Annotated in this window: 20 protein-coding genes, 2 pseudogenes and 1 riboswitch; of the genes and pseudogenes, 14 read left to right on the plus strand and 8 right to left on the minus strand. The window is 49.8% G+C overall.

The annotated features are described in order from the left end of the window. Positions 1-444 precede the first annotated feature (444 nt). Positions 445-657: riboswitch (cobalamin riboswitch) on the plus strand. A 275-nt stretch (positions 658-932) separates the two neighbouring features. From C0081_RS13715 to C0081_RS23870, 6 genes and pseudogenes are all read left to right on the plus strand, one after another. Next, on the plus strand, positions 933-2,006 hold the full coding sequence (locus tag C0081_RS13715; RefSeq protein ID WP_180966898.1) for a FecCD family ABC transporter permease: 1,074 nt from the start codon (positions 933-935) through the stop codon (positions 2,004-2,006). Positions 2,007-2,035: 29 nt separating this feature from the next. After that, the gene (locus C0081_RS13720; RefSeq protein WP_101534418.1) at positions 2,036-3,013 is read left to right on the plus strand and encodes an ABC transporter substrate-binding protein; all 978 of its coding nucleotides are present in this window, start codon (positions 2,036-2,038) and stop codon (positions 3,011-3,013) included. Continuing rightward, positions 3,010-3,801 (plus strand): ABC transporter ATP-binding protein, encoded by a 792-nt coding sequence (locus tag C0081_RS13725; RefSeq protein ID WP_101534419.1) that lies wholly within the window; start codon positions 3,010-3,012, stop codon positions 3,799-3,801. Before C0081_RS13720 ends, C0081_RS13725 begins: the two co-directional genes overlap by 4 nt. After that, positions 3,798-4,586 (plus strand): class I SAM-dependent methyltransferase, encoded by a 789-nt coding sequence (locus C0081_RS13730; RefSeq protein ID WP_101534420.1) that lies wholly within the window; start codon positions 3,798-3,800, stop codon positions 4,584-4,586. The genes C0081_RS13725 and C0081_RS13730 overlap by 4 nt, the downstream gene beginning before the upstream one ends. A gap of 355 nt (positions 4,587-4,941) precedes the next feature. Beyond that, positions 4,942-5,379, plus strand: a pseudogene (gene tnpA, locus C0081_RS13735) (IS200/IS605 family transposase); the annotation flags it as partial. A 119-nt stretch (positions 5,380-5,498) separates the two neighbouring features. Continuing rightward, on the plus strand, positions 5,499-5,732 hold the full coding sequence (locus C0081_RS23870; protein WP_210200507.1) for a metal ABC transporter permease: 234 nt from the start codon (positions 5,499-5,501) through the stop codon (positions 5,730-5,732). Positions 5,733-5,924: 192 nt separating this feature from the next. Here the strand turns inward: C0081_RS23870 and C0081_RS13745 are convergent, their stop codons facing one another. Genes C0081_RS13745 through C0081_RS13770 form a run of 6 tightly spaced genes read right to left on the minus strand, consistent with a single transcriptional unit; the run spans position 5,925 to position 11,795 of the window. Then, positions 5,925-7,181 carry a DUF4857 domain-containing protein gene (locus C0081_RS13745; RefSeq protein ID WP_101534422.1) on the minus strand — a complete coding sequence of 419 codons (1,257 nt, stop codon included), beginning with the start codon at positions 7,179-7,181 and terminating at the stop codon, positions 5,925-5,927. A gap of 11 nt (positions 7,182-7,192) precedes the next feature. Then, positions 7,193-7,858 carry a hypothetical protein gene (locus C0081_RS13750; RefSeq protein WP_101534423.1) on the minus strand — a complete coding sequence of 222 codons (666 nt, stop codon included), beginning with the start codon at positions 7,856-7,858 and terminating at the stop codon, positions 7,193-7,195. 3 nt (positions 7,859-7,861) lie between these two features. Beyond that, complete coding sequence (locus C0081_RS13755; protein ID WP_210200508.1) at positions 7,862-8,755, minus strand: ABC transporter ATP-binding protein; 894 nt, start codon at positions 8,753-8,755, stop codon at positions 7,862-7,864. Beyond that, entirely contained in the window at positions 8,742-9,008 is a 267-nt protein-coding gene (locus C0081_RS23250; RefSeq protein ID WP_180966899.1) for a hypothetical protein, read from the minus strand. The genes C0081_RS13755 and C0081_RS23250 overlap by 14 nt, the downstream gene beginning before the upstream one ends. Before the next feature lie 11 nt (positions 9,009-9,019). After that, the gene (gene feoB, locus C0081_RS13765; RefSeq protein WP_101534424.1) at positions 9,020-11,533 is read right to left on the minus strand and encodes a ferrous iron transport protein B; all 2,514 of its coding nucleotides are present in this window, start codon (positions 11,531-11,533) and stop codon (positions 9,020-9,022) included. Then, positions 11,526-11,795, minus strand: a complete 270-nt coding sequence (locus tag C0081_RS13770) for a FeoA family protein (protein WP_101534425.1) — start codon at positions 11,793-11,795, stop codon at positions 11,526-11,528. Before C0081_RS13770 ends, feoB begins: the two co-directional genes overlap by 8 nt. A 264-nt stretch (positions 11,796-12,059) precedes the next feature. Here C0081_RS13770 and C0081_RS13775 point away from each other — a divergent pair, with 264 nt between their 5' ends. Further along, on the plus strand, positions 12,060-12,374 hold the full coding sequence (locus tag C0081_RS13775; protein ID WP_101534426.1) for a hypothetical protein: 315 nt from the start codon (positions 12,060-12,062) through the stop codon (positions 12,372-12,374). Positions 12,375-12,516: 142 nt separating this feature from the next. Beyond that, positions 12,517-13,302 carry a DUF4198 domain-containing protein gene (locus C0081_RS13780; protein ID WP_101534427.1) on the plus strand — a complete coding sequence of 262 codons (786 nt, stop codon included), beginning with the start codon at positions 12,517-12,519 and terminating at the stop codon, positions 13,300-13,302. Between the two features lie 200 nt (positions 13,303-13,502). Here C0081_RS13780 and C0081_RS13785 read toward each other — a convergent pair whose 3' ends face one another. Both C0081_RS13785 and C0081_RS13790 read right to left on the minus strand, forming a co-directional pair. After that, positions 13,503-14,171, minus strand: coding sequence for a hypothetical protein (locus C0081_RS13785; protein ID WP_101534428.1), 669 nt, complete (start codon positions 14,169-14,171; stop codon positions 13,503-13,505). 8 nt (positions 14,172-14,179) lie between these two features. Beyond that, positions 14,180-14,824: a hypothetical protein gene (locus tag C0081_RS13790; protein WP_101534429.1), complete on the minus strand. Its 645-nt coding sequence runs from the start codon at positions 14,822-14,824 to the stop codon at positions 14,180-14,182. A gap of 631 nt (positions 14,825-15,455) precedes the next feature. Here C0081_RS13790 and C0081_RS13795 point away from each other — a divergent pair. The 6 genes and pseudogenes from C0081_RS13795 to C0081_RS13820 form a co-directional block, all read left to right on the plus strand. Beyond that, positions 15,456-17,144 carry an ABC transporter substrate-binding protein gene (locus C0081_RS13795; RefSeq protein ID WP_180966900.1) on the plus strand — a complete coding sequence of 563 codons (1,689 nt, stop codon included), beginning with the start codon at positions 15,456-15,458 and terminating at the stop codon, positions 17,142-17,144. A gap of 70 nt (positions 17,145-17,214) precedes the next feature. After that, on the plus strand, positions 17,215-17,742 hold the full coding sequence (locus C0081_RS13800) for a hypothetical protein (RefSeq protein WP_101534431.1): 528 nt from the start codon (positions 17,215-17,217) through the stop codon (positions 17,740-17,742). 63 nt (positions 17,743-17,805) lie between these two features. Further along, complete coding sequence (locus C0081_RS13805; RefSeq protein ID WP_101534432.1) at positions 17,806-18,777, plus strand: ABC transporter permease; 972 nt, start codon at positions 17,806-17,808, stop codon at positions 18,775-18,777. Positions 18,778-18,783: 6 nt separating this feature from the next. Further along, a complete protein-coding gene (locus tag C0081_RS13810; RefSeq protein WP_101534433.1) occupies positions 18,784-21,411 on the plus strand; it encodes an ABC transporter ATP-binding protein/permease in 2,628 nt (875 codons plus the stop codon). Positions 21,412-21,429: 18 nt separating this feature from the next. Beyond that, positions 21,430-22,746 carry a HupE/UreJ family protein gene (locus C0081_RS13815; RefSeq protein ID WP_101534434.1) on the plus strand — a complete coding sequence of 439 codons (1,317 nt, stop codon included), beginning with the start codon at positions 21,430-21,432 and terminating at the stop codon, positions 22,744-22,746. 66 nt (positions 22,747-22,812) lie between these two features. Continuing rightward, positions 22,813-23,116 (plus strand): annotated as a pseudogene (locus C0081_RS13820) (DDE-type integrase/transposase/recombinase); the annotation flags it as partial.

Below are 23,116 nucleotides of genomic sequence, written 5' to 3' on the forward strand. Positions count from 1 at the left end.
GGTGGCTGATCCATGCAACAACGCTACTCTCGGGTGAGCTGTTCGGTTGTTGAAGCCATCAAGGCTAGTTCAGAAGGTAGCTTCCGTGGCGCTGGATGTACAAGAATGAGGATATACGCCTTTCTCGATGATGTTTCCGAATAATCAGAAGTGCGTCTCTAGAATCCACTTGAAATCGAGAACCGTTAATATCGCGCTGCTGAGGCTGGACATTCAGAACAAGCGTCAATAAGTAATTTAATGATATAACGTATCATTTATTTGTTGGCGTCTACCCGGAAGGTACACAACGATTGTGTCCAAGGAGTATTTGAAGTGGTTTCACAGATCCATAGACCGTCCGGATCAAGTCGTCCAGCTGGTTTCCATGAGCCTGCGACAACGTGCGCTGACTAAATCCACAAATGTACAAAACGTCCCCTTGTTTGAGCGGCGATATTCATCCAAGCTAGAACAGTTGATGGTCTCTTCGAGAGAATGGAGTTCCTCGAAGAAAAGGGAACACAGTGAGGTGATTGATTTCATCAATTCTGTGACTGCCCCCGCAACTGTAATTGGCGAGCGCACCCGAAAGGCCACTGAATCGAGCGATTTGGGAAGGCCGGGAAGGCGTTGTGACCCATGAGTCAGGATACCTGCCATCATTTCATTCACCCATGTCCGGTGCGGGGTGCACCGAGAGGAGTTTGCTATGACGATTCTGCAGTCATCAATACCCAGCTTTCCAAATTCGTACCACTGGCTTGAGTTCGGGCTCTAGAGCGACACACGTTTGGGAAATCCCTATCGGCCTTAGCTTTGCATCACGGGCCATGAGCAACGATGCGTTGCGTTTTGCAATCCTTGCCGTTTTTCAAATTCCGACAGCTTTAAGTCTCCTTGTGCTCGCTTTTCGGCGGGTGCTCCATTTCGTTTTTTTTAGGACTAGCTCTTTGTCGACACCACACATAGACAAGCTGATTGCCAATCATCGACGCGAAGCCCTTCATGCGTTCCTGCTTTTCTGTCTGGCTCTAGTGCTGGGCGTTATCTCAATTGGAATCGGGCCGGTTTATATCGATCCGCTCACCGTGCTGAATGTTGTTCTCCAACATGTGACCGATGCTGCCCCGGGGCCGGACTTTTCTTGGGCCTTTGACTCCATTGTCTGGACGTCCCGCGCTCCCCGCATAGTTATGGCCTTTGCCGTTGGTGCGACACTGGCTGTATGCGGGACGGCCATTCAGTCGATGGTCCGCAACCCCTTGGCAGACCCTTTCGTGCTCGGCATTAGCTCGGGCGCATCAACGGGCGCAGCTTTTGCCATCACAGTCTTGGGCACCACTGCTAGCAGTGCGCTCACGCTATCAGGCTTTGCGTTTGTTGGAGCCCTGTTTGCTATGATGCTCGTCCTTGTGATTGGTGGGCGTTCCGGCGGCAATGACCCCTTGCGCCTGATTATGGTCGGCATTGCAATCGGATATGCATTGAATGCAGCCACCGGATTTCTGATCTTTGCCTCAGACTCCCCAGAAGCAAGTCGGTCGGTCATGTTCTGGATGATGGGATCCCTCGCCAATACCCATTGGGAAATGGCCTTGGCCTCAATCCTTGTGGCCATCGCGACCATCTTTCTTCTCGGAATTGCCGCACGACATCTGGATGCGATGGCGTCGGGTGATGACACCGCTCTGGCGATCGGCATTAAGCCTGAACGCGTCCGCCTCTATGTCATGATCATCGTATCGCTAAGCGTGGGTGTGATGGTAGCAGGCTCAGGAATTATCGGTTTTGTTGGTCTCGTTTCCCCCCACATCGGGCGCATGTTGATCGGATCGCGTCATCGAATCCTGATCCCAGCATCTGCCGGTATTGGCGTGGTTTTTCTCGTCATCGCCGACATCGGTGCACGAACCCTCTTTCCACCGCAGGAACTTGCCATCGGCGTTGTGACCGGCGTCACTGGCGCGCCATTCCTGATTTTCCTTCTCAGCCGGATGCGACGACGCTTCTCGGCCACATCTTGAACAACCCAATCTCATGAGAGGAGACGAACATGAAGCACCAAAAGATCGCTGCAGTATGCGGTCTCGCCCTGATTGCCTTTTCCGGTAACTTTGCGACACCCGCAAGCGCAGATGAATTCCCTTATCGTTTTGACAATTGTGGCACCGAGGTCACAATTAATTCAGCGCCGAAACGCATCCTCTTGGTCAACAACAGTGTGCTTGGAACTTTAACATCTCTCGATGCTCTCGATCTGTTGGTCGGACGGACCGCAGAACCGGTCGAAGGCATCTATGCAGAAGAGGATGTCGAAAAATTCAAAACCATCCCGCTTCTGTCAAAAAGCATGAATGACACTGGCGGATCGGTCATTTCTCTGGAAACCATTCTGGCGACAAAGCCTGACCTTGTCCTCGCTCCTGAAAGCGCGGCTGATCGGGAGCTGTTGGCAAAAAGCGGCATTCCCCTCTATAGCCCACCAGCCTATTGCACGAACAAGTCAACGAGTCCGCAGGGCCGCGCAAGCTTTGATCTTGTCTATGACGAACTGCTTGCCTTTGGTCGGGCCATTGGACGCTCGGACCTGGCCGAGAAAAAGGTTGCCGAGTTGAAGGCAAGTGTGAAAGCGCAAGCTCCCGCAACGTCCGGTGTGAACGGAACAGCCGTCGCTCTTTATGCCACCGCAGGCGGCAAGGTTCTCTATCCTTACGGTGCGCGGAGCATGGTCACTCCTGTGTTCGAGGCCGCAGGATTGACGAACGTGTATGGCGAGACGCATGAACGCGTTTTCGAAGGCAATGTTGAAGACCTCATCGCCAAGGATCCCGAGACAATCGTGATGCTTTATTCCTTCGGAGCGCCGGAAGATTCGACGAAAACGCTAAAGATGATTCCGGCGCTAGCAGGCCTGCAAGCTGTCCGAAACGACCGGGTTATCGCCTTCCCGTTCCCCTATACCGATCCTCCGACCCCTCTGTCCGTAAAAGGAGTTTCGATGCTGCTCGAAAAGCTAGAAGAGCTTCAATGATCAGCGCGCGAAATCTGCATTTCAGTCAGGAAGGAATCGTCATTCTCGACGATGTTGATCTTGACGTGCCCGACGGCGAAATGGTTGGACTTGTGGGACCAAACGGCAGCGGCAAGACAACATTGCTGCGTCTTCTTTATGGGGCATGCACACCTGATGAGGGGACGATCCTGCTGGATGGCAAAGGCATTACAGAATTCCGACAAGGTCAATTGGCACGGCGCATCGCCGTCGTGCCACAAGAACGGCCTACGACCTACAGCCAAACACTGGCAGATATGGTCATGCTAGGACGGATGCCTCATCAGGGGGTGGTCAGCTCTCACAAAAAAACCGATTATCAAGCTGTGATTGACGCGTTGGATGAGGTGGGTTTGCTGGACCTTGCTGAGCGTAACATCAACTCGCTGTCAGGGGGCGAAATGCAGCGGGCTCTCATCGCCCGCGCCCTCTGTCAGAAGACGGATCATCTGTTACTCGACGAGCCAACCAACCATCTCGATCTGCGATACCAGCTCGATGTGCTCGACATGATCCGCCAATTGGCGGGCACTAAGGTTGTCGTGTTGCATGACCTCAATCTGGCGGCCCGCTTTTGTGATCGAATTGCCGTGATGGCCAATGGCCGCATCGTGGCGTCAGGGCAACCGGATCACGTCCTCCACGGGGATCTCATCCAATCCGTCTATCAGGTCTCGATGGTTCGCCTTCGCGCACCCGGCGGACAGGTCCATCTCTCTTTCGACAGGCTTTCTCAAACCTCAACTATAATGGAATTACAATCATGACTGAAACAAAAGGCCCTGTTCCTTCTGAACGGATAAATCAGGCTCAGTCACTGCTTAAGCGCTGGGATGCCCAGCAGACCGGATTTATCCGTCATCGCGATTTGCGGTTCGAGTCCATGGTCACCGTTATTCGGAACATTTGCCAAAACAAGAAACCGCGCGTTCTCGATCTGGCCTGTGGCCCAGGCTCACTCATCGAGCTGCTGCTGGAATTTTTTCCCGACATCGAGATTGTCGGTATCGACAAGGATCCTCTCCTGATCGCCATCGCAAAGGATGTCTTCGGCGAGGATGATCGTGTAAGTCTTCTGGAAGTTGATCTGGATTCCCCAAGCTGGATGGCTGAGATTTCAGGTGAGTTCGATGCTGTGGTCAGCACGACAGCTCTGCATTGGCTGGAACCTCACATACTCTCCCGTGTCTACTTCGAGATCGCCAATCTGATCCGGCTGGGAGGGGTCTTCATGAATGGGGATCACCTGCAATATGATGAACACGCCCAATCCACCTTCACGCGGATCGCAAAACAGGACGACAAAGACGCACAATCAGCCTCTTTCGATCATGGTGTCGACAATTGGGATCAATGGTGGGAAACTGCAGAAGCAGTGCCTAATTATGCGTGTGCCGTCAGCAAGCGGAAAGTCATTTGGGAGAACAAAAACAGCGCGACGCCAAAGGTGACGCTCGGCTACCATCTTGAAACCCTGCGCAGTGCAGGCTTTTCGCAAACAGGAACCGTTTGGCAATATCTGGATGACTATGTGCTTGCGGCCTTCAGATAGTTTTTAAGGTGCGAAACTGAGCCGCCACATTGCACGAGTTTATTCGCCTTGTGGCGGCTCGCTTCCCGCGCACGAAATGGTTCGCCGGTTTTTGGAAGCCGTCTTTCCGGCAAAGGTGAGCATTAGCACTTAAATTTGATTGTATCTTGTTTTGGTCACAACTAAAACAGGACAATGACGAGACTTGCACCACGCCTCCTTCTTTTAGTATCCACGCATTAGTTTAAACCCCTCGTCTTTAGACGAGATCGCTTCAGCAGGAATGCAAAGAGAGTGATCATACTACCCATAAAATGAACCTCCCAACGGGGTTAAGGTTCATTTTATGGGTAGTATGATCATGCAATAGGACAAAGGCAAACATTGCGTTTTTTACCATCGGTATCATTTGGTTTGGTCGACAAAGTACCGCTACAAAGTCTTGGTTGGCTATATACGTTTGCGGGTGAGAGAGATCGTAAGACAGGTTTGCTCCGAAAATGGCGTTGAAATTGTTAGTGGAGCACTATCCCGTGATCACGTTCATATGTTTGTATCAGTCCCACCAAACCTGTCCCTCTCGGCGGCGCTTTGCTTGCCTACCGGGCAATGGGTGAGCGACCTCATGCGCAAGATGAAGGGGCGGTCTTCTCATAAGGTGCAGCGCGAGTTCCCTCAGCTAAAAAAGCGCTATTGGGGAAGGTACTTTTGGGGCCGCGAGTATTTTTCGACCACAAATGGTGCCATTGCAGAAGATATTGTACTTCAGTACCTAAAAAGGCATGTGCAAAATCCTACCGACATCAGTCGGTAGTGGTTTAGTCGAAACAACTATCAGAGAATGACAATTCGGCTCTAAGATGAACCAATAAAATCAGTGAGTCTCCGCTTCCGCAAACTGGTATAATTCTTATCCTGTCTTTGGTGGTTACCGTGGCGGTTGCCATCAAGGTCGTTGGCGTCCTGCTCATTGCTGCTTTGTTGATCATTCCAGCCGCTGCGGCTAGACCCTTGAGCCCGACCCCAGAAACAATGGGAATCCTAGCTGTGGTGATCGGCGGGATTTCTGCCTGTGGGTCGCTTATCAGTTTAACACGCCGACCGGTCCAACTATCGTCGGAATCGCCGCAGTTTTATTTGCAATTTCAACCGTGGTGTCCGCACTGATATCCTTTCGAAATTGATTCAATCCGACGAAGCAGCATAATTCCATGAATTGTGCGACAAAGATTAAAGTCGGCCCAAACGGCGAACGGTTTATACTCCAATGAAACAGGTTTTACTGCAATACGGGTGATCTCAGGACTAATTTTAAAGGTACCATATCAGAGAGCATGCCACCGCCATACCCACCTTGAATCAATCACCATCGACAACGCCTGGCGGCAACAACACAACTGCAATCAAACCATAAAGCCCAGTCAACCCGACCAGAAGAAGGTCAAAAATAGAACTGCTGATTCTAGTGCCTTTTTGCTTCAAAAAGAAAACAGCAATGCCAAATGAAAGCAAATTACCGATGATTGCCAACCAGCCATGAAACTGCGGGATGAAAGAAAGGTAGCGACTGTTGCCCTTTGCAAGTTGCAGCGAGAATGGCGTCGCAACATGCCAGATGGTTTCTGATAGACGTGGCCTTGCCATTGCCATAGTTCTGGCATGATGACTAATGACCTTGTAGCTTTTGTCCATGACCACAGCATGAATCACTTCCTTGTCGGAATAAACAGCGGTGCGATAAAGCGGATTAAAGATGATCTTTAATTCCATCGTGTCCGGATCATAATCAGGCAGGATCAGAGGTAAGATATGGTAGTCACCATAACCCATGAGATAAGCCTTACCTGCTTCATCCAATAAGATGCCCAAGATTTCCCGGCGTTTGCTCTCGGCAACAACAAGCTGGCGGACTTTTGAGCCATCGGGCAATGCAACTTGCGAAATCTTCGGCTCCCCATCAACTTTCATCAGATGGAAAAACTGTCCTTTGGCATCGGTCAGAAAATAGCCGGCGTCAAAGGCTTTAAGGATTGAGACTCGCCCGAACACTGCTTTGACAGGATAGACAAAACCAGAATTTTTTAGCGCGTTCCCAAATCTATTAGTAAGCTCTTCATCGAAGCGGTTGAAATCGCTATTGATGAAGCTGAGCTTGTCGTCGGGGCGGAATACATTTTCGGGAAAACTAAGTCGAGCTCTGCCAGGGTTAGATTCCAACAACGGGAAGAGCTGAATACGAGGACTATGATCGCCAAGATCGGTAGGCTTTAGCTCCACCACCTGCCGCGCCGCCTTTATCTCCGTTTTGTCAAAGGATTGGCCATCAAGGAGCAGTGGCAATTTCCCCCAGATTTCCATATTCTTGTAATAGATGAAGGGGATAAGCGCCTCAAATTCCTCGCGGCTGTAGTCTTTTTCGTCTTGATCACGATAGATAAATTGATGCCCTTCGCCAACCAGTTCTTTATAAATGAACTTCTTGATTACGGGGCTATAGAACAGGTGGGTTTTGCCAAAGCGATATTCAAACAGCATATTGTGTAGTTGCGGCAACCAAACGGCAAGCACAAAGACAGCCAAGAGGAGCGACGCGTAGCGGGCAAGGCGAGCAGTCATGATCAAGCTCCTCAGCTATGATGGCGATAACGGTGGGCTGGCAAGATGACGGTCAGCACGAACAGTGCCGCCATGCACGCAAGGACAGGCAATGCTTCGTCATATTCCTGATATCCCTTTTCTTGGTAGAGCAACCCGATGAAGGCGAGAGAAAGCGCCATATAAAAAACTTTATGAGGTGCGTGGGGTTCCATCATGATCAGCGTGACCCCGAAATAGGCAACCCAGCCAGCCAAAAGCCACGGCGCAGCCGTTAAAACGGCACTCACAGCCGCCTCTTCAGGAAACCAGCCAGATATTATGAAATATAGCCCGACGGCATATACAACCATAATCAGGCCGCCCATCAAAGCGCCAAACCCGACCCAGCTCCAAACCAACACATCTGCTCGAATGGGCAAATGCAGTGATAATCGGAAGCGGTTCGAAATCATTTCAGGCAGGAATTGTGCGACCGCGATCATCGCCCCAGTCAATAGAGGCACGTATTTGATGGCATCAAAAAGCAACCGGCGAAGCTCAAAGACCCAATACCAAATCATTTCCGAATGCTCGACCTTGAATTGATGACGAACGGTTAGCAGAAGATAGCCGAGCGCACAGAGATTGATTATTAAGGCCAACAGCCATATCCAGCGGATCTTAAGCCACTCTTTCAAAAAAACAGATTTTAGCATTGTTCAATATTTCCCGGTCAAACCGATGAATGCCTCTTCAAGTGACATGGGCAATGTTTGTTTCAGCCGAACGTCAGGCCACGCATCATCTAGATGTGACTGCATCTGGGACTGTTCCATAAAGGAAAATAGCTTTGGCACTCCCCCCATTAGATCCACATTGCGGATAAAGGTATCCTTTTGCGGCTCATTGCCTTTTGGGGCTTCAAATTCATAGCAGTGGAAGCTCTGTGTGAAATCGGTCAGTGGCATTTGCAACATTTTCCCGCCGCGATGTAAGAAAATCACATCATCAACCAACTCTTCCATATCCTGGACCACATGTGAGGTCACAAAGACGGTTTTCTCGCCGTCGGCAAGGAATTGATCTAGGAAATCAAGAAATAGATGGCGATATCCGGCATCCAGCCCCATCGAATAGTCATCAAGAATCATCAGTTCAGGATCTTGAGCAAAGATGAGCCCCAGCACTACTTGGCTGCGCTGACCACAAGACATATTGCCAATGATATGGGTCTTGGATAGACTCATGCGATCAACCAGATCATAGAAAAGCTCCTTGCGCCATTTGGTATAGAAAGGCGCATAGAATTGCTCGATCTGTTCGATGGTCATAAATTCATAGGCCAAATGCCCTTCAAACAACAGGCCAATTCGCGCACGAGTATCGGCCTGCAATTGATGGCTATCCTGACCCAACACCCGACATATGCCCCCCATAGGACGCAAAAAACCCATCAGGATTTTAATGAGGGTCGTCTTGCCCACACCATTTTTACCAAGCAAAGCCACCACCCGACCTTTGGGCACGGTAAAATTGAGATCGCTATAGATTGTACGTTCCAAATACTTATGGGAAAGGCCGCGCACCTCTATAGCCAAATCACCCATCGACATTCTCTTTCTCTCCAACCGCATGATCAAGCGGTGTTGCTGTATCAAAGTCCACTTTTCCCGGCTGGCAGCCAGAACAAGAAGGCCCACCAGACGTGCAATCAGAACAGGCCCCGCGCTTGGTCCATAATTTGCGATAGAGATAAAAGAGGGCAGCAATAATGATGAACCCAACTAGCAAGATATCCCACAAATTGCCCGCTGAGCTCTCACCAAGTAGTGCAACGCTCGTATTTAAAGCCAATGTATCTTCCATAAGTCCCCCCTCTATTTCGCCTCAGCTTGTTCGGCTAATAGGCGATTGAAGGAGCGTTCATCACGCCCACTCATTACCCCAACAACAACAAGCAGTGCCAATGCTGAGAAATAGACGATTGAGATCATTTCGATCCCGGTAAGGCTTGTTAATCTGCCGATCGTAAAAACAAGACTTGAAACAACAATACCCAGAACTGTCGGAAACAGAATGGAAAATAGCATCCATTTATAGGAACCGGTCTGCACCTTAACCATGACGGTGGTTGCCAAACATGGCGGATAGAGCGCAAAGAACAGAATCATCGACACAGCGAGCAAAGCAGTTGCCCCTCCTGCCATCGTCTCGGTCCCCATGCGCTCCTCAAGAGAGGCATTCTGGTCTTCATCCTGCTGAAACAAAACCCCAAGTGTCGCAACAGAACTTTCCCTTGCGGCGAAAGAAGACAGCAAAGCTACGTTGATTTTCCAATTGAAACCAGCAAATTGAGTTACGGGCTCCATCGAACGACCAATTGAACCGAGAATGGATGTTTCGATCCGCTCTTCTTTCATCTGACGACGAATGGATTTGCGCGCTTTTGCCAGCTTTTTCAATGACCGACCGGCCTTCTTGGCGTCCTTGTCCCCTTTTGGGGCTTTAATGAACGGATAATAGCTTGCATTGCGTGCCATAAACGCTTCATTGACGGCCTTGGAACCAGCTGCGCCACCTGCGTTTAATTTAGCTCGCTTATAGTCAGTATAGAAATTGATCAGCGGCACAATGTGCTCGTCACTTGTTAGCGACTGATAAGCATTGCCTGTCATGCCTTCCTGGAACTTAACGATGGCTGCAATACCTTCGGCCTTAAAGCCATTCAAGTGATCCTCGGATAACCCCGGAAATTGCAACAGCGAAAAAATCACAATAGCAACAGCCACAACAATGGTACCTACTTTTTTGAGGTAGATCCAAGTGCGCTCAAGAGAGCGGCGCAAAACGCCACCAAGTGTGGGAAGATGGTAGGCTGGCAATTCCATGACAAACGGTGAGGTTTCCTCACCCTTCAAAACCGTGATCGTCAGGAGTTTGGAGACCAGCATCGCAAAAATGATAGTCATGGTTGAGATGTAGAACATCATCAACGACTTGTTTTCAAAGAAGAAAATACCGAGCAATAGGGTATAGAGCGGTACCTTGGCCAGGCAGTTCATAAATGGAACCGCAAAGATGGTGGCCATGCGCGCTCTATTGTCCGGAATGCCTTTGGTCGCCATAATGCCCGGTACAGCGCAGCCTCCCGCAAATACGCCGCCTAGAATGAGCGGCAATGTGCTCTGTCCATGCAGTCCAAAGCGATGAAGCACCTTATCGAGAATGAAAGCGATGCGCGCCATATAGCCAGAATCTTCCAAAATTGCGATCAGCGCGAATAGAATAAGGAAGATGGGCACGTAATTGAGCAAGGTATTGGCTGAATCTACCAGCCACAGACCCATGGAACGAGTGTAGGGGTCTTCCAAGAAGCCCGCGCTAGGCAGAACTCCCGCCACAAGTTCGCGAAATTTGGCGAGGAATGGCCAAGTATGGTTGGTCAGCTCATACCCCCAGACAATGGAGATTTGGTAGATCATATAGACGGTGAAGACCAAAAAAAGCGGAGCGGCCCAACGATTGAGTACGAACCTATCGATTTTATTTGTAGTCGATTCTCCGGAGTCTTCGCCTCGCTGAACGTAGCAATCCATCAAATTGGAGACGCGCTGGTCCCGAACCGTAATAATGTGATCGGAGACACTCAGCCCCTCCTCCTCGAAAAACCGCCCACTCATTTTTGCGGCCTTCTGGGAAAGTGCTTCGGCCCAACCGATATCGCCACTCTCTTCCAGCAAGGCTGTTACCTGACTGTCTTCTTCCAACAATTTGATTGCAAGCCAACGCGCGGGTAACTGTACTTGTTGTGCTACAGTTCGCAAATTCAGCGAAAATTCGGCGATCATGGGTTCCAAACTTCCATAATCGATTTCCTGTCTGCTTTTGCCTGCGCAGCGCGATTCCTCATTTATAGCTAGCCGCAATGCATCTCGGCCGACCCCTTTAGAACCGATAGTCTCAACTACGACTAGACCAAGTTCTTTTGCAAGCCCCTGAACATCGATTGTAAGGCTCCGCTTGTTCGCCATATCCATCATGTTAAGCGCTAGGACAGACTTTAATCCCATTTCCAGCATCTGAAAGGTCAAATGCAGAGAGCGCCGCAAATTAGATGCATCCACAACATTAACCGCGACATCTGGTCGCTCCTTGATCAGGAACTCTCTAGCAACCCTTTCTTCAAGGGAAAAAGATGTCAGGCTGTAGGTGCCGGGAAGGTCAACAGCTACAATTAAAGCCCCACCAAAATTGTAACGGCCATATTTCTTGTCAACGGTGACGCCCGGATAGTTAGCTACATGTTGACGCGCGCCGGTTAACAGATTGAAAAGCGTTGATTTCCCAGCATTTTGTTGCCCAACAAGGGCCACTTTAATTTGTTCAGACATTCTGATCCTCGAACACTTCAATTGTAGCAGCTTCCCGTCTGCGCAAGGTGATATCAGTTGCTTCCAAGCGCAGCTCGATCGGGTCATTTAGCGGTGCTGCGCGCACCATCAAAACCGCCACATTCGGCATGAGGCCTAGATCAAGCAGCCTCTGCCGCACAGCACCGGTCGCGCGATGCCCTCGGATTGTGGCAATTCTCCCAGGAAGAATATCGTTTAATGTCAAATAGTTATGACTATTTTCAGTTAGCTTAATAGGCATTGGCGGACACCATTTCTGTGATGGTTGTCCCATATCGGCGGGCCGGAAAAGAGTCACGAATTTCGAGCGGGTCTATATGAGAATGCGAATGCTTCCTATTTACAACAAGAAAACCAGAGAATAAAGTAAAAACTTGAATATGAAGGACAAGTTTGATTTTCAGCAAACATCAAAACTTGTTTGGAATAATTCTAACAACAACACAAAAGATCGGTATAAGTATTTATGCTGTGACATTTTTAATTTACTAGGGAATTTGCTTAGATGAAAAATCTAGCCACGCTTTCTACTATGGCATTTCTATTGCTGGCTGGGACCGCAGTCGCCCACACTCCCATCTGTGCTTGCTATGACAATGGTGATGGCACCGTGTTGTGTGAAGGCGGCTTTTCTGACGGTTCCTCGGCATCTGGTGTTGCCATGATGGTTTATGACGGTAAAAACAATCTCATTCTTGAAGGCAAGATGAGTGAAGACAGTGAATTTGAGTTCGCCAAACCCGACAATGATTATCGTGTTGTCTTCGATGCAGGCCCAGGCCATGAAGTCGAAATCAAGGGTAGCGATATCGTTGAATAAACGTCACTAGCCAAATATGCCTAGCCTTTCTGGGCATTCAATCAACTTAATTTTCAAATACCAAACTGGTGCGGATTTTCGCCCGGCATAGGGAAGCTTTTTTCCAATCCTGGTTGGCCTTTTACTTAGGAGTTCCGACAAAATGAAGAAACTACTCGCTGGCGCTGCCATCGCAACCATTGCTCTTTCTGGTGCGGCTCAGGCTCATTTCCAATTGCTTTATACGCCGGATGTTATGCTGGATAGCGCACAGGAAATCCCTCTCAAACTAATGTTCGGCCACCCGATGGAAAATGGCCACGCGATGGATATGGGTAGTCCCGAAGCCTTTGACGTCTACTTCAAAGGCAAGAAAACAGACCTACTACCAACGTTGGATCCGATCATATGGAAAGGAGCGCACAACGAAGCCAAAGGCTTTGAGACCACTTATAAGATTAAACGCAATGGCGATTATATCTTTGCTCTCACCCCAGCGCCCTATTATGAAAGCAGCGAAGATATTTACATTCAACAAATCACTAAGAGCTTCGTTAATAAAGCCATGCCGGTCGACTGGGCCGAGCCTCTTGGGCTCAAAACTGAAATTCTGCCGCTCAACAAACCTTACCAAAACTTCGTTGGCGGTACCTTCACAGGTAAACTTCTTTCTTCTGGCAAGCCAAAGGGTGGCATCGAATGCGAGATTGAATATATCAATCCCAAAATTGATCTTAAAGGCAATGCCTTTGCAAAAGAAGCTGACGGACCAGTTCCTGATAGCGCCATCGTTGCGATTACAGATGATAATGGTGTATTCACCTTCGGTCTGCCCCGTGCAGGCTCTTGGGGCTTTGCGTGTTTAGGAGCAGGACCGGATACTGAATTTGATGGCAAAGAACTGTCTCAAGATGCTGTTCTTTGGATTGATGTCAAAGAGTTCAAATAAACAGTAACCCTGATGAATGCCAATCAAGAAAATCCGGGATCGTAGATCTCGGGTTTTGTCGTTTTTATTGTGTCGTTCTGGATACGACTGTACCAAGCATACAGAGCCAGCAATCACAGTCAGATGAAATCGTTTCAAAACTAGTGGAAGTCTCATTCCTCAACTGATAGTCCATATTCTGTAAAGTCGGGAACTCCAGTCTAAGCTGCTCGACTTTTTCTGGCCTTAAGTGTCTGATCTTCAGAGAGCCAAGTTAAAAATCTCTCCAAAAATAGAGTGGTTGTTGGCATGAAGTGACTTCCATGGTGAAAGAACGGGTCGAGCGTGGTTACAATTAAACGTCCTGGTGCATAGCTATCAATATCTTCGAACATTAAGCACTCGCCTTCTTTTGTCGCAATCAAACTCTTCTGATTGTCGCCAAGAGGATCTAAAGTTCCATGCAAGTGCCAAGTGGCAACTTCTTTTGAGACATGCACCGCCATTGAGTGTTCCTTGTCGACAATCCGTACTCCTAAATCCGCTCCTTCTTCTAGCCACCACCAGAAATTGGTTTCCATGCCGGTGAAATTAACATTCGGTAACCAGCGGTCTGGGAAAGTCTCACCCATCACGACCAGTCGGCCACCCGTCTTCATAAAGTCCTGAAACTGTTCCGAGAGTGGAGCAAGCTGATAGGCGTTGGTGCGGCAGGGGATGATCAATGTGTCGAACTGCTTCAGATCTGTCAGTGGCACATCTCTGATATAAATTACCTGATCAAAAAAATGTGCAAATGGCTCTTCCAACAGTGACTGATGATGATAATAGAAACCGGCATCAATCGCCGCGATGACAGGCTTACGCACCAATTTATTTCCAATATTCATAAAGGAACCTATACAATCTGTGTTGCTGGTTTTTGATTGGAACTGGCGGATAACCAGTCAAAAAACCGCTGTACAAGCGGCAGATTCTGCGAGGAGCCGATCATTAAAAAGCCCCAGATATCATTTCCCGCATGCATGAATATGCGCCCACCAGAAGGTCGGGTGGCAATCCAGTCGAGAGGCCAGTGATCGGGGCCGACCGAATTGAGTATTTCAGCACCTTGCGGTGGCGGGTTCATGCCGCGACCGTAAAAGCCTGACACGCCTTTTCGGAACGACAATATATTGCTGTCGATGCCATCAAATGCAGGATGCTCTTTTTCGCGATGCACCACCAAATCGAACTTACCTCGCTTGGGCAATGGCTTGAAAAAACTCAACTCAGGCAAAAATGCTTGAACAACATGCCCATTGAATAGAATAGTCCCTCCCTGCTCCAAGTAAGCATTGAAACGGTTCGACAGTTCCATCAAATGACGCTGATCAGAATGTGTCGTCAAAATGATGGCATCGTAGTGCGACCAGTCCAGACGGTCCGCCTCATATTGCTGGATGATATCGAAATTATGATGTGCCAGCTTAGGAAAAAACGCAGGCAGTCCACCCGCTGTGTTTTTCAAAAACAAAAACCGGCCGGCAGGTACTGTACTCATGGTTCAGATCTTTCGTTAACAACACCCCATCGGGCTATTTTAAACTTGAATATTAAATACATAATTAGTCAAGACTGCTGTAAAAACGCAAGAAAAATTTTCCCAAACTTGCATTTCAAAAATGCGACCAAATCGCACATATAATAATATATTTAATTATATCAGATATTTAGTTCATTATATAACTTATTATGAATTGTTGACTCAGGAATTCTATTTCGATAACTTGCATACGATACTCAAGAATTGGAAATCGAGAAAAGTATTATGTCTCAAAACTCTCCTCGCAGCATCTTCGCCCAAATAATTTGGATACAAAGCCATTATCACTCACTGTGAGAGCAACATAACAAACCACCATTTTACTAAATCGAAGCATCCGACGCTGTTCTTGCTAGATCAAGGCCTACGTCTTTCCCATTTTTCCTTATCCAGCTGTTGACCGCGGATCCTGGTGATCATTTTGAGGTGCTCCATATCCAAAATTTAATATGAGTTTTATATTCATATTAAATTGACTTCTTCGGGTCGCTTTGTCTAGATGCACCCAGACATCCAAATATTACAACGGCCCGGCGGGCCTAAAGATTGGCCTTCAAAGGCCCATAGTACCGAAAAACTGGATAAGCTGATGAAAAGAATAGTCTACAAAAGCGCGTCGCTGGTGATGGCACTGCTGATGGCCACAGGCCTGTCTTTGGCGTCTGGCTCAGACGAGAAAAGTGGTAAAAACACCAATCAAGTGCCTCTTGCAGGCATGGTGTCTGTCACCAATCATGACGGCCCCAAAACAGCAAAACATCTCAAAATCGGCATCTGGAACACCGCAGGCAATATCACTACCTACACCATCGGCAATAGCTGGAACGACTGGCTGCTGTGGCTGTCCTATGACAAATTGCGCGAGCCCTCCCCTTATGTTGGGCAGGCTGATGATTGGCTAGCTACGGACATCAAGCAGGTCAGCGATGATGCCCGTAACTGGGAAATTACTCTGCGTGATGGAGTCAAATGGCATGATGGTACCGATTTTACCGCCGAAGACGTTGCCTTTACATTCGAGTATTATCGCGAGGGTCCAGCCAACCGCTGGACACACCACACCTCAGCGGTCCCTCGTATGGAAAAAATCGAGGTCCTTGATCGTCTCAAACTGCGTATCACCTCAAAAATGCCCATGCCCAATTTCGATGTGATCACCGCAACGGATTTACCGATCATTCAGAAAGCTCAGTGGGAGAATGTCAAAAACCCCCGCGGGTTCACAGACATAGGCATCGGCACCGGCCCCTATATGCTGGTCGATTATAAGGCGGACGAGTATTACAAATACAAGGCCAATCCGAACTACTGGAAAGGCAAACCTCTGGTCGAAGAGCTGACGCTGGTGATGATCAAGGATCCTCAGACCATGTTCACCGCCCTTAAAACCGGAGAGCTGGACGGAGCAGCTCGCTCACTTCCTCCCGAGTTGGTCAAGCAGTGGGCTGCCGATCCCGATATCGAAATAGCCAAAGCTCCCAGCCTTTGGGGCACATGGCTAGACATCAATCTGGCGCGTAAGCCCTTCGACAACCGCCAGCTTCGCCAGGCAATTTCACTGGCGATTGACCCCGAACCTATGCTCAAGCGGGTTATGTTGGGCATGGGTAAATCCGGCACCTACGGCTGGCCCCATGTCGATAGCTTTTGGACGCGTCCTGATATGAAAGTCTCGTACGATCCTGCCAAAGCCATGACTATTCTAGATGAACAAGGATATGTGGATTCTAATGGTGATGGCATACGCGATCTACCCGACGGCACACCGCTCACATGGATTATCAAAGCAGCGTCCAACCGGCCGCTCTTGATGCGGGCCTCTGAAATGGTTGTCAGCCAACTTGCCGAGGTGGGTATCAAATCACGCGTTGAAACCATGGATCCAGCCTCATTTGCCGGATTGTGGAAAAGCCGTGAATATGACCTGCGCGTTATGGATATCACCCCCCATGGCATCGCCGATCAGGACATGTTGATCATTCTCTACAAAGGCGATAGCAAAGCGGCCCTCGTACAGGAGCCTGAAAAGGACGCCATCGTCAAACGTTGGCTGGAAGCTGGAACCCGCGAAGATCGTCTCAAGGTGTCCTATGAATTACAGGATTATCAAAACAAATATCCAAACCGGGTAATGCTCTGGTATCCGGACGGCCTGTTTGCTTATCGCTGGAAGGCCTATGACAATTACGCCTCCTCCGCAGGCTACGGCATATTCCACAAATATTCCTTCTTGCCACGTCCAGCCAGAACGGGCACGGCCGAAGAGTTAGTGAAGTAAGGCCTTCACCATAGCAGAGGCGCCCGCACGCCTCTGCTAATTCGAGAGATAGCATTTTCAGGAGCACATCATGTCCAACCACTCCATCACCCTGTTTGAACAGGGACGTGAAATTTCCTACAACTTTGAAGATCTGGAGAAATACCACGGAATTTTCGCGCCCGGTGGCATCGCACAAGCAATCAAGGTTATGCAAAAAGCTATACCGTTACTTTCAGACGATGGTTATATCGAACGACGTGAATTGAAATTTACCACCAGTTTTCCCGGTGGCGGTTTTCGTGATGCCATTGAAATGATGACCCGCGCGGTAAGCGAAGACCGGTATCATCTAGACCCCGAGCTCAATGCCTCGCTGCGCGACAAAGGCAACCGTTCTAAATTTTTATTTCACATCAGCTATCGCGACAAAACCGTTAAGCTCATTCTACGCGCCGGCCATGTCCGCGACGAGTTTTTTGAACTGGTGGGCCTCGAAACCAAAAGCAATGACCAAACCATGCGCATTGCCGAGCTAAAACTGGAAATGACCCAGCGCCTGCTTAAAGTCGATGGTCGTTTTGTCTATGCCACGCTGGAAGAAGAAGCCGCCAGCTAGCATTCCACTGGGCTCTGCCCCAGCACCCCAAAAAACCGTCACATACCCCAATCGGAATTGCACATGTATTATCTGCGCCTGCTTGGCCAATATGCGCTGACACTTTTGGTGGCGCTCAGCATCAACTTCTTCCTGCCCAGAATCGCACCGGGAGACCCGCTGGACTATTTGCTAAGCGAAGATACATTGCGGGCCATGACCCAGACAGACAGGTTGCGTGTACTGTCCGACTTTGGCCTAGATTTGCCTTTACCCATGCAGTTTTTCAATTATCTGGTCGGTATTCTGCATGGTGATTTCGGGCTTTCCACCCAATTGGGGCAGCCTGTGTGGGATATCTTGATGGGGCGGTTGCCCTGGACACTGCTGTTAACGGGGGGGGCTTTGCTGTTCTCTACCCTGATCGGCTCAATCCTTGGTGTACTCTCCGCGTGGCGGCGCGGAGAGTTTTCCGACATTGCCACATTGTCTAGCGTCTTGCTGGTTGGCTCTCTGCCGCCATTCTGGCTCGCCATGTTGCTGATCATCCTATTCTCGACCACGTTGCAATGGCTGCCTTCTTTCGGTGCCTACGAGCTGGGAGCACCAAGCGGTTCATGGGATTGGTATGTCGGTATCGCCAAACGAATGGTTATGCCAGTGCTGGCACTCGGGCTGGTCCAATTGGCCTCGGTACTCCTGATTGCGCGCTCATCCATGCTGGTCGCACTGGAGCAGGATTTCATCATGTTTGCTCGTTCCAAGGGGTTGTCTGAGAGGATCATCTTTTTCAAACATGCCTTCCGCAACGCCATACTGCCTCTTTACACCAACGCCATGCTGGGCATCGGGTCTCTGGTCGGCGGAGCTTTAGTGATCGAGACCGTTTTCTCCTATCCCGGTTTGGGTAGCCTTATCGTCAGCGGTGTTGGCGCTCGCGATTACAATCTGTTGCAAGGCATATTTGTCATGACAACCATCAGCGTTATCGCAGCCAATCTAATAACCGATCTATTCTATTCCCTGATCGATCCCAGAACTAGAAAGTCAGGCTGAGGCGTCATGCAAGAAAATGCAACCACGATCGAGGGATCTTCATCATCGAGCCATACAGGTCAGACAAAGACATCACGGCACCGATCAGCAACCCTCCTGCGCCTCCTTGCTCCGGTTTCTACGACGACAGGAAAAGTCCAGATCGTCGGGCTGGGCCTTCTAGGTATTATGCTTTTTGCAGCGGTATTTGCACCTCTATTGACTGCTTACGACCCCAAAGCCAGTGTTTGTGAGCCTTTCTCGGGGCCAACCTTTGCCCATATACTCGGCTGCAACGACTTTGGTCAGGATCTGTTTTCACAGCTGCTCTATGGCGCGCGGGTTTCCTTGTTTGTCGGGATTCTGGTGGCCTCATGCTCCACCATAATTGCCACCTTTCTTGCCCTATCGGCCGGCTATCACGCAGGACGAGAGAATGAGGGCACAAGTGCTTTATCGTCGATCTGGATCGACAAAACCATTATGCGCATGGTCGACGTTGCCCTATCGTTGCCTTTTCTGCCTTTGGTTATTGTCCTCGGTGTTTATTTTGGCGCATCTGTCTCGACCCAAATTCTGGTCATCACTCTGGTGATGTGGGCCCAGCCGGTGCGTGAAATGCGAGCTCAAATCCTCTCGATCCGCGCCGCCACATTTGTCGAAGCCGCTCGCGCTATGGGGGCCTCCAGTTCTTTTATCAGTCTCAAACATATTTTGCCCGAACTAGCTCCGCTGATCGTGCCACAATTTGTCCGCATCGCCCACAACGCCATTCTTGTTGAAGCGGCGCTCAGCTTTTTGGGATTGGGGGATCCTCTGCAAAACAGCTGGGGGTCAATCCTGTTCCATGCCAATGCACGAACGGCCTTTCTCACCGGAGCCTGGACCTATTGGATCGTGCCACCAGGCCTGGCAATCGCTGTCACAGTCGTTGCTTTTGCCTTCATTGGCTATGGTTTTGACGCCTCTCTCAGCCCACGCAATGCCGCCAAGGGGCAATTGCCAGCCAAAGCCAAAGGATCCCCGTCCCAAGATGGACAAACAGCTTTATCGATCAAAAACCTAAGTGTTTCCTATCCGCTTGAGCAGGAAACATTAGACGCCGTCAAAGGCGCCTCTCTTTCGGTCAAAAAAGGCCAATTGTTGGGTTTGGTGGGCGAATCTGGATCAGGAAAAAGTACCCTTGCCCTATCCATATTGCGTCTCCTGCGGCAACCTGCCGACATACACACAGGCGAAATTGTCTTTAACTCATCGGACTTGCTACAATTAACCGACAGTCAAATGCGCCGCATCAGGGCCAACCAAATAGCTCTCATCCCGCAAAGTGCTATGAATGCGCTCAATCCAGTATTAACTATCGGCGACCAGTTAAGCGAACGCTTCACCACCAACATGCAGCACCCCAAGCAGGCCGTAAACACTCTTGCTACTCGCTGGATGGAACGGGTTGGCCTCACCCCAGCCCATCTTAAATCCTACCCACATGAGCTATCTGGCGGCATGCGCCAACGCGCAGTCATAGCCATTGCCCTTTGCAACAATGCCGAGCTTGTGATTGCAGACGAGCCGACCACAGGGCTTGATGTGCTTGTACAAGAAAGCATCATGCAATTGCTGTTGCAGCTGCGACACGACATGGGGTTAACGATCCTGTTTGTCACGCACAATCTGCCGCTCATTGCTCGTCATTGCGACCATCTAGCTGTCATGCATCAAGGAAAAATTGTCGAGACGAACACACCCAAAAATCTGATGGCTGCACCAAAACACCTCCATAGCAAAGCCCTGTTCGACAGTCTGCCCGGTCTTGACGACGAGCGGCGCTGGGCCAAAGCCCGCACCCAAGAACAAAGCAAAACGCGCCAACCCGTACTGACGCTGAAAAGGGTCTCCAAGTCATTCCTAGCTAACCATCACCAGCGCATGCCTTTTGGTACACGTGATAGTCGCACATATGCGGTCAAGGATGTGTCCTTTTCCCTCAAGAGCGGCGACACTTTGGGGCTAGTGGGGGGGTCTGGCGCTGGCAAATCGACTATCGCCCGCATGATTATGGGCATTACCATGCCAGACAAGGGTCACGTTCTGCTCAACGGGAAAAACTGGCAAGACCTGAGCCACACAGAAGCCCTAGCTATGCGTAGCAAGGTACATATGGTCTTCCAAGATCCCTACCAGAGCCTTAACAACCGCTTGTCGATCGCCGAACTGGTAGCGGAAAGCTTACTCATTCACCAAGGCGGGCACTGTCTGGACTATAAGAGAAAAATCTCTGAAGCACTGGAACTGGTGCGGCTACCCGCTGATGACACGTTCCTCAGCCGGTTGCCAACCTCCCTGTCGGGGGGACAAAGACAGCGTGTCGCATTTGCCCGCGCCATTGTCACCAATCCCTCCTTGATTATTGCCGACGAGCCCACCTCGATGCTCGACCAATCCATTCGCATGAATGTGATGGATGTGATGGATACACTCCGCGCCGAGTTGGGTACAGCCTTTCTCTTCATCACCCATGATATCGCATTAGCACGCCATTTTTGTGATCGTATGATTGTCCTGAACAGCGGTCACCTGATTGAAGAAAATCGGTCTGCCGATCTGGTGCGCAACCCGCAGCATGCCTATACCAAGGCGCTGATCGCAGCGGTCTAAGTCATATAAAGGAACCCCATGTCTACCATCCGCCTCCACAGTCATATAGCCACTTTTCTTGTCGCGGTCTGTCTTCTCTGCGGCTTAACACCATCCGCAAAAGCGCATTTCACCTTAGGCAACAACGTCCGTATAGTGCATGTAACACCGGACAGTGACGGTTCTGGCCTGAGAATTTTCATGCGCATTCCAGGCCCGCTTGCTTATGGTGAGACTCTAGCCCAGCGTACCGATCCCACGGATATGCTGAAAGCTCCTTTCTTAAAGCATCAACTGATCGCCGCAGTGCCTTATTATCGATTGGATAAGGCAGCTATCGAAGCGGATAAAGATGGCTTTGCCCGATTCCTTGCTCAGGGTTACGCTTTCAAGGCCAATGGCCATACAACCAAAGCTGTTCCCGTTCGTATGGGCTATCACACACAAGACCTCCACCCCGATTTTGACACCGCAAGCACAGCTCAAGACGCATTAGATGATTTTGAGATATCAAATGTGGCCAACAGCACCGGCACAATCTTCATCTCAGAAGCACTGTTCGACCTCGAACTCCACCTACCCGACGCTCAAATCGGCGAAACTCTTTCCATCAACAGCACCATGCCAAAGGTCCAAATCCCGCCTGGCGTCACGCTGGAAAATCTAATCATAGACCATCGCACCACCCCAGTTAAAAGCCTGCAGATTGCGGGGCAAATGCAAGAAGAGATTGTCCTTGATGGTTCACCACTAACAGCGCTTGGCAATTTCATCTGGCAAGGTATTTGGCACATTCTGATTGGGCTGGATCATGTGCTCTTTGTGGTATGTTTTGCCTTGGCTGCGGGCATTTCACGCAGCATATTATGGAGCGTCACCGGCTTCACGCTGGGCCATTCAATCACGCTTTATCTGGGTAGCATTGGCTTTGTGCCCCATGGCAACTGGTTCATTCCGGCAGTAGAAACCGCCATCGCCCTCTCTATCCTTTATGCTGCATTCCTCGTGGTGCTACGACAAAAAAAACAGGCCCCCACCGGTCTTGTTTTCAATCTCAACCTGTTTGCGATGACCGCTATCATTGGCCTCATCCATGGCTATGGATTCTCATTTGTTTTGGGAGATTTGCTGGGTGGGGACGCATCCCAGATGATACTGGCTTTGATCGGGTTTAACATCGGTGTGGAACTAGGACAGCTCGGCATCGTATTGCTCGTCTTTGCTGCTCTTTGGGTGAGCTGGCAAGTGCACGCCTCTCTCCCTAAAGGTCTTGCTTATGCCTCCGCACTGATCGCAGCAGGCATGTCCCTCCTATGGTGCTGGGATAGGTTGCAGCTGCTATCTCAATTGGTGTGAGCTGATTACACTTCTTGCGGGCATTTCCAAGTTGTTTCCACCTTCGGTATCTTGTAGTCGAATGGGATGAACAATTTTGCAGTCTTGCCTCGTGTTAAGGGATACCGTTTTCCGCGAGCGATCATATCATACGCCGTCTGGGCCTATCACCGCTTCAATTTGAGCACTGCCGATGTCGAAGACCTTTTGGCCGAACGCGGTATCACTGTTAGCCGTGAAGCGATCCGTCTTTGGGTCAATCGCTTTGGTCGGCATTTCGCAAAATGCATTCGTCGGGATCGTCCGCGGCCGAACGACAAGTGGCACATGGATGAAGTTGTGATCACGATCCGTGGAAAGAAGCAGTGGCTCTGGCGGGCAATTGACGCCG

Source organism: Cohaesibacter celericrescens (genome assembly GCF_002866925.1).
Classification (GTDB): Bacteria; Pseudomonadota; Alphaproteobacteria; order Rhizobiales; family Cohaesibacteraceae; genus Cohaesibacter; species Cohaesibacter celericrescens.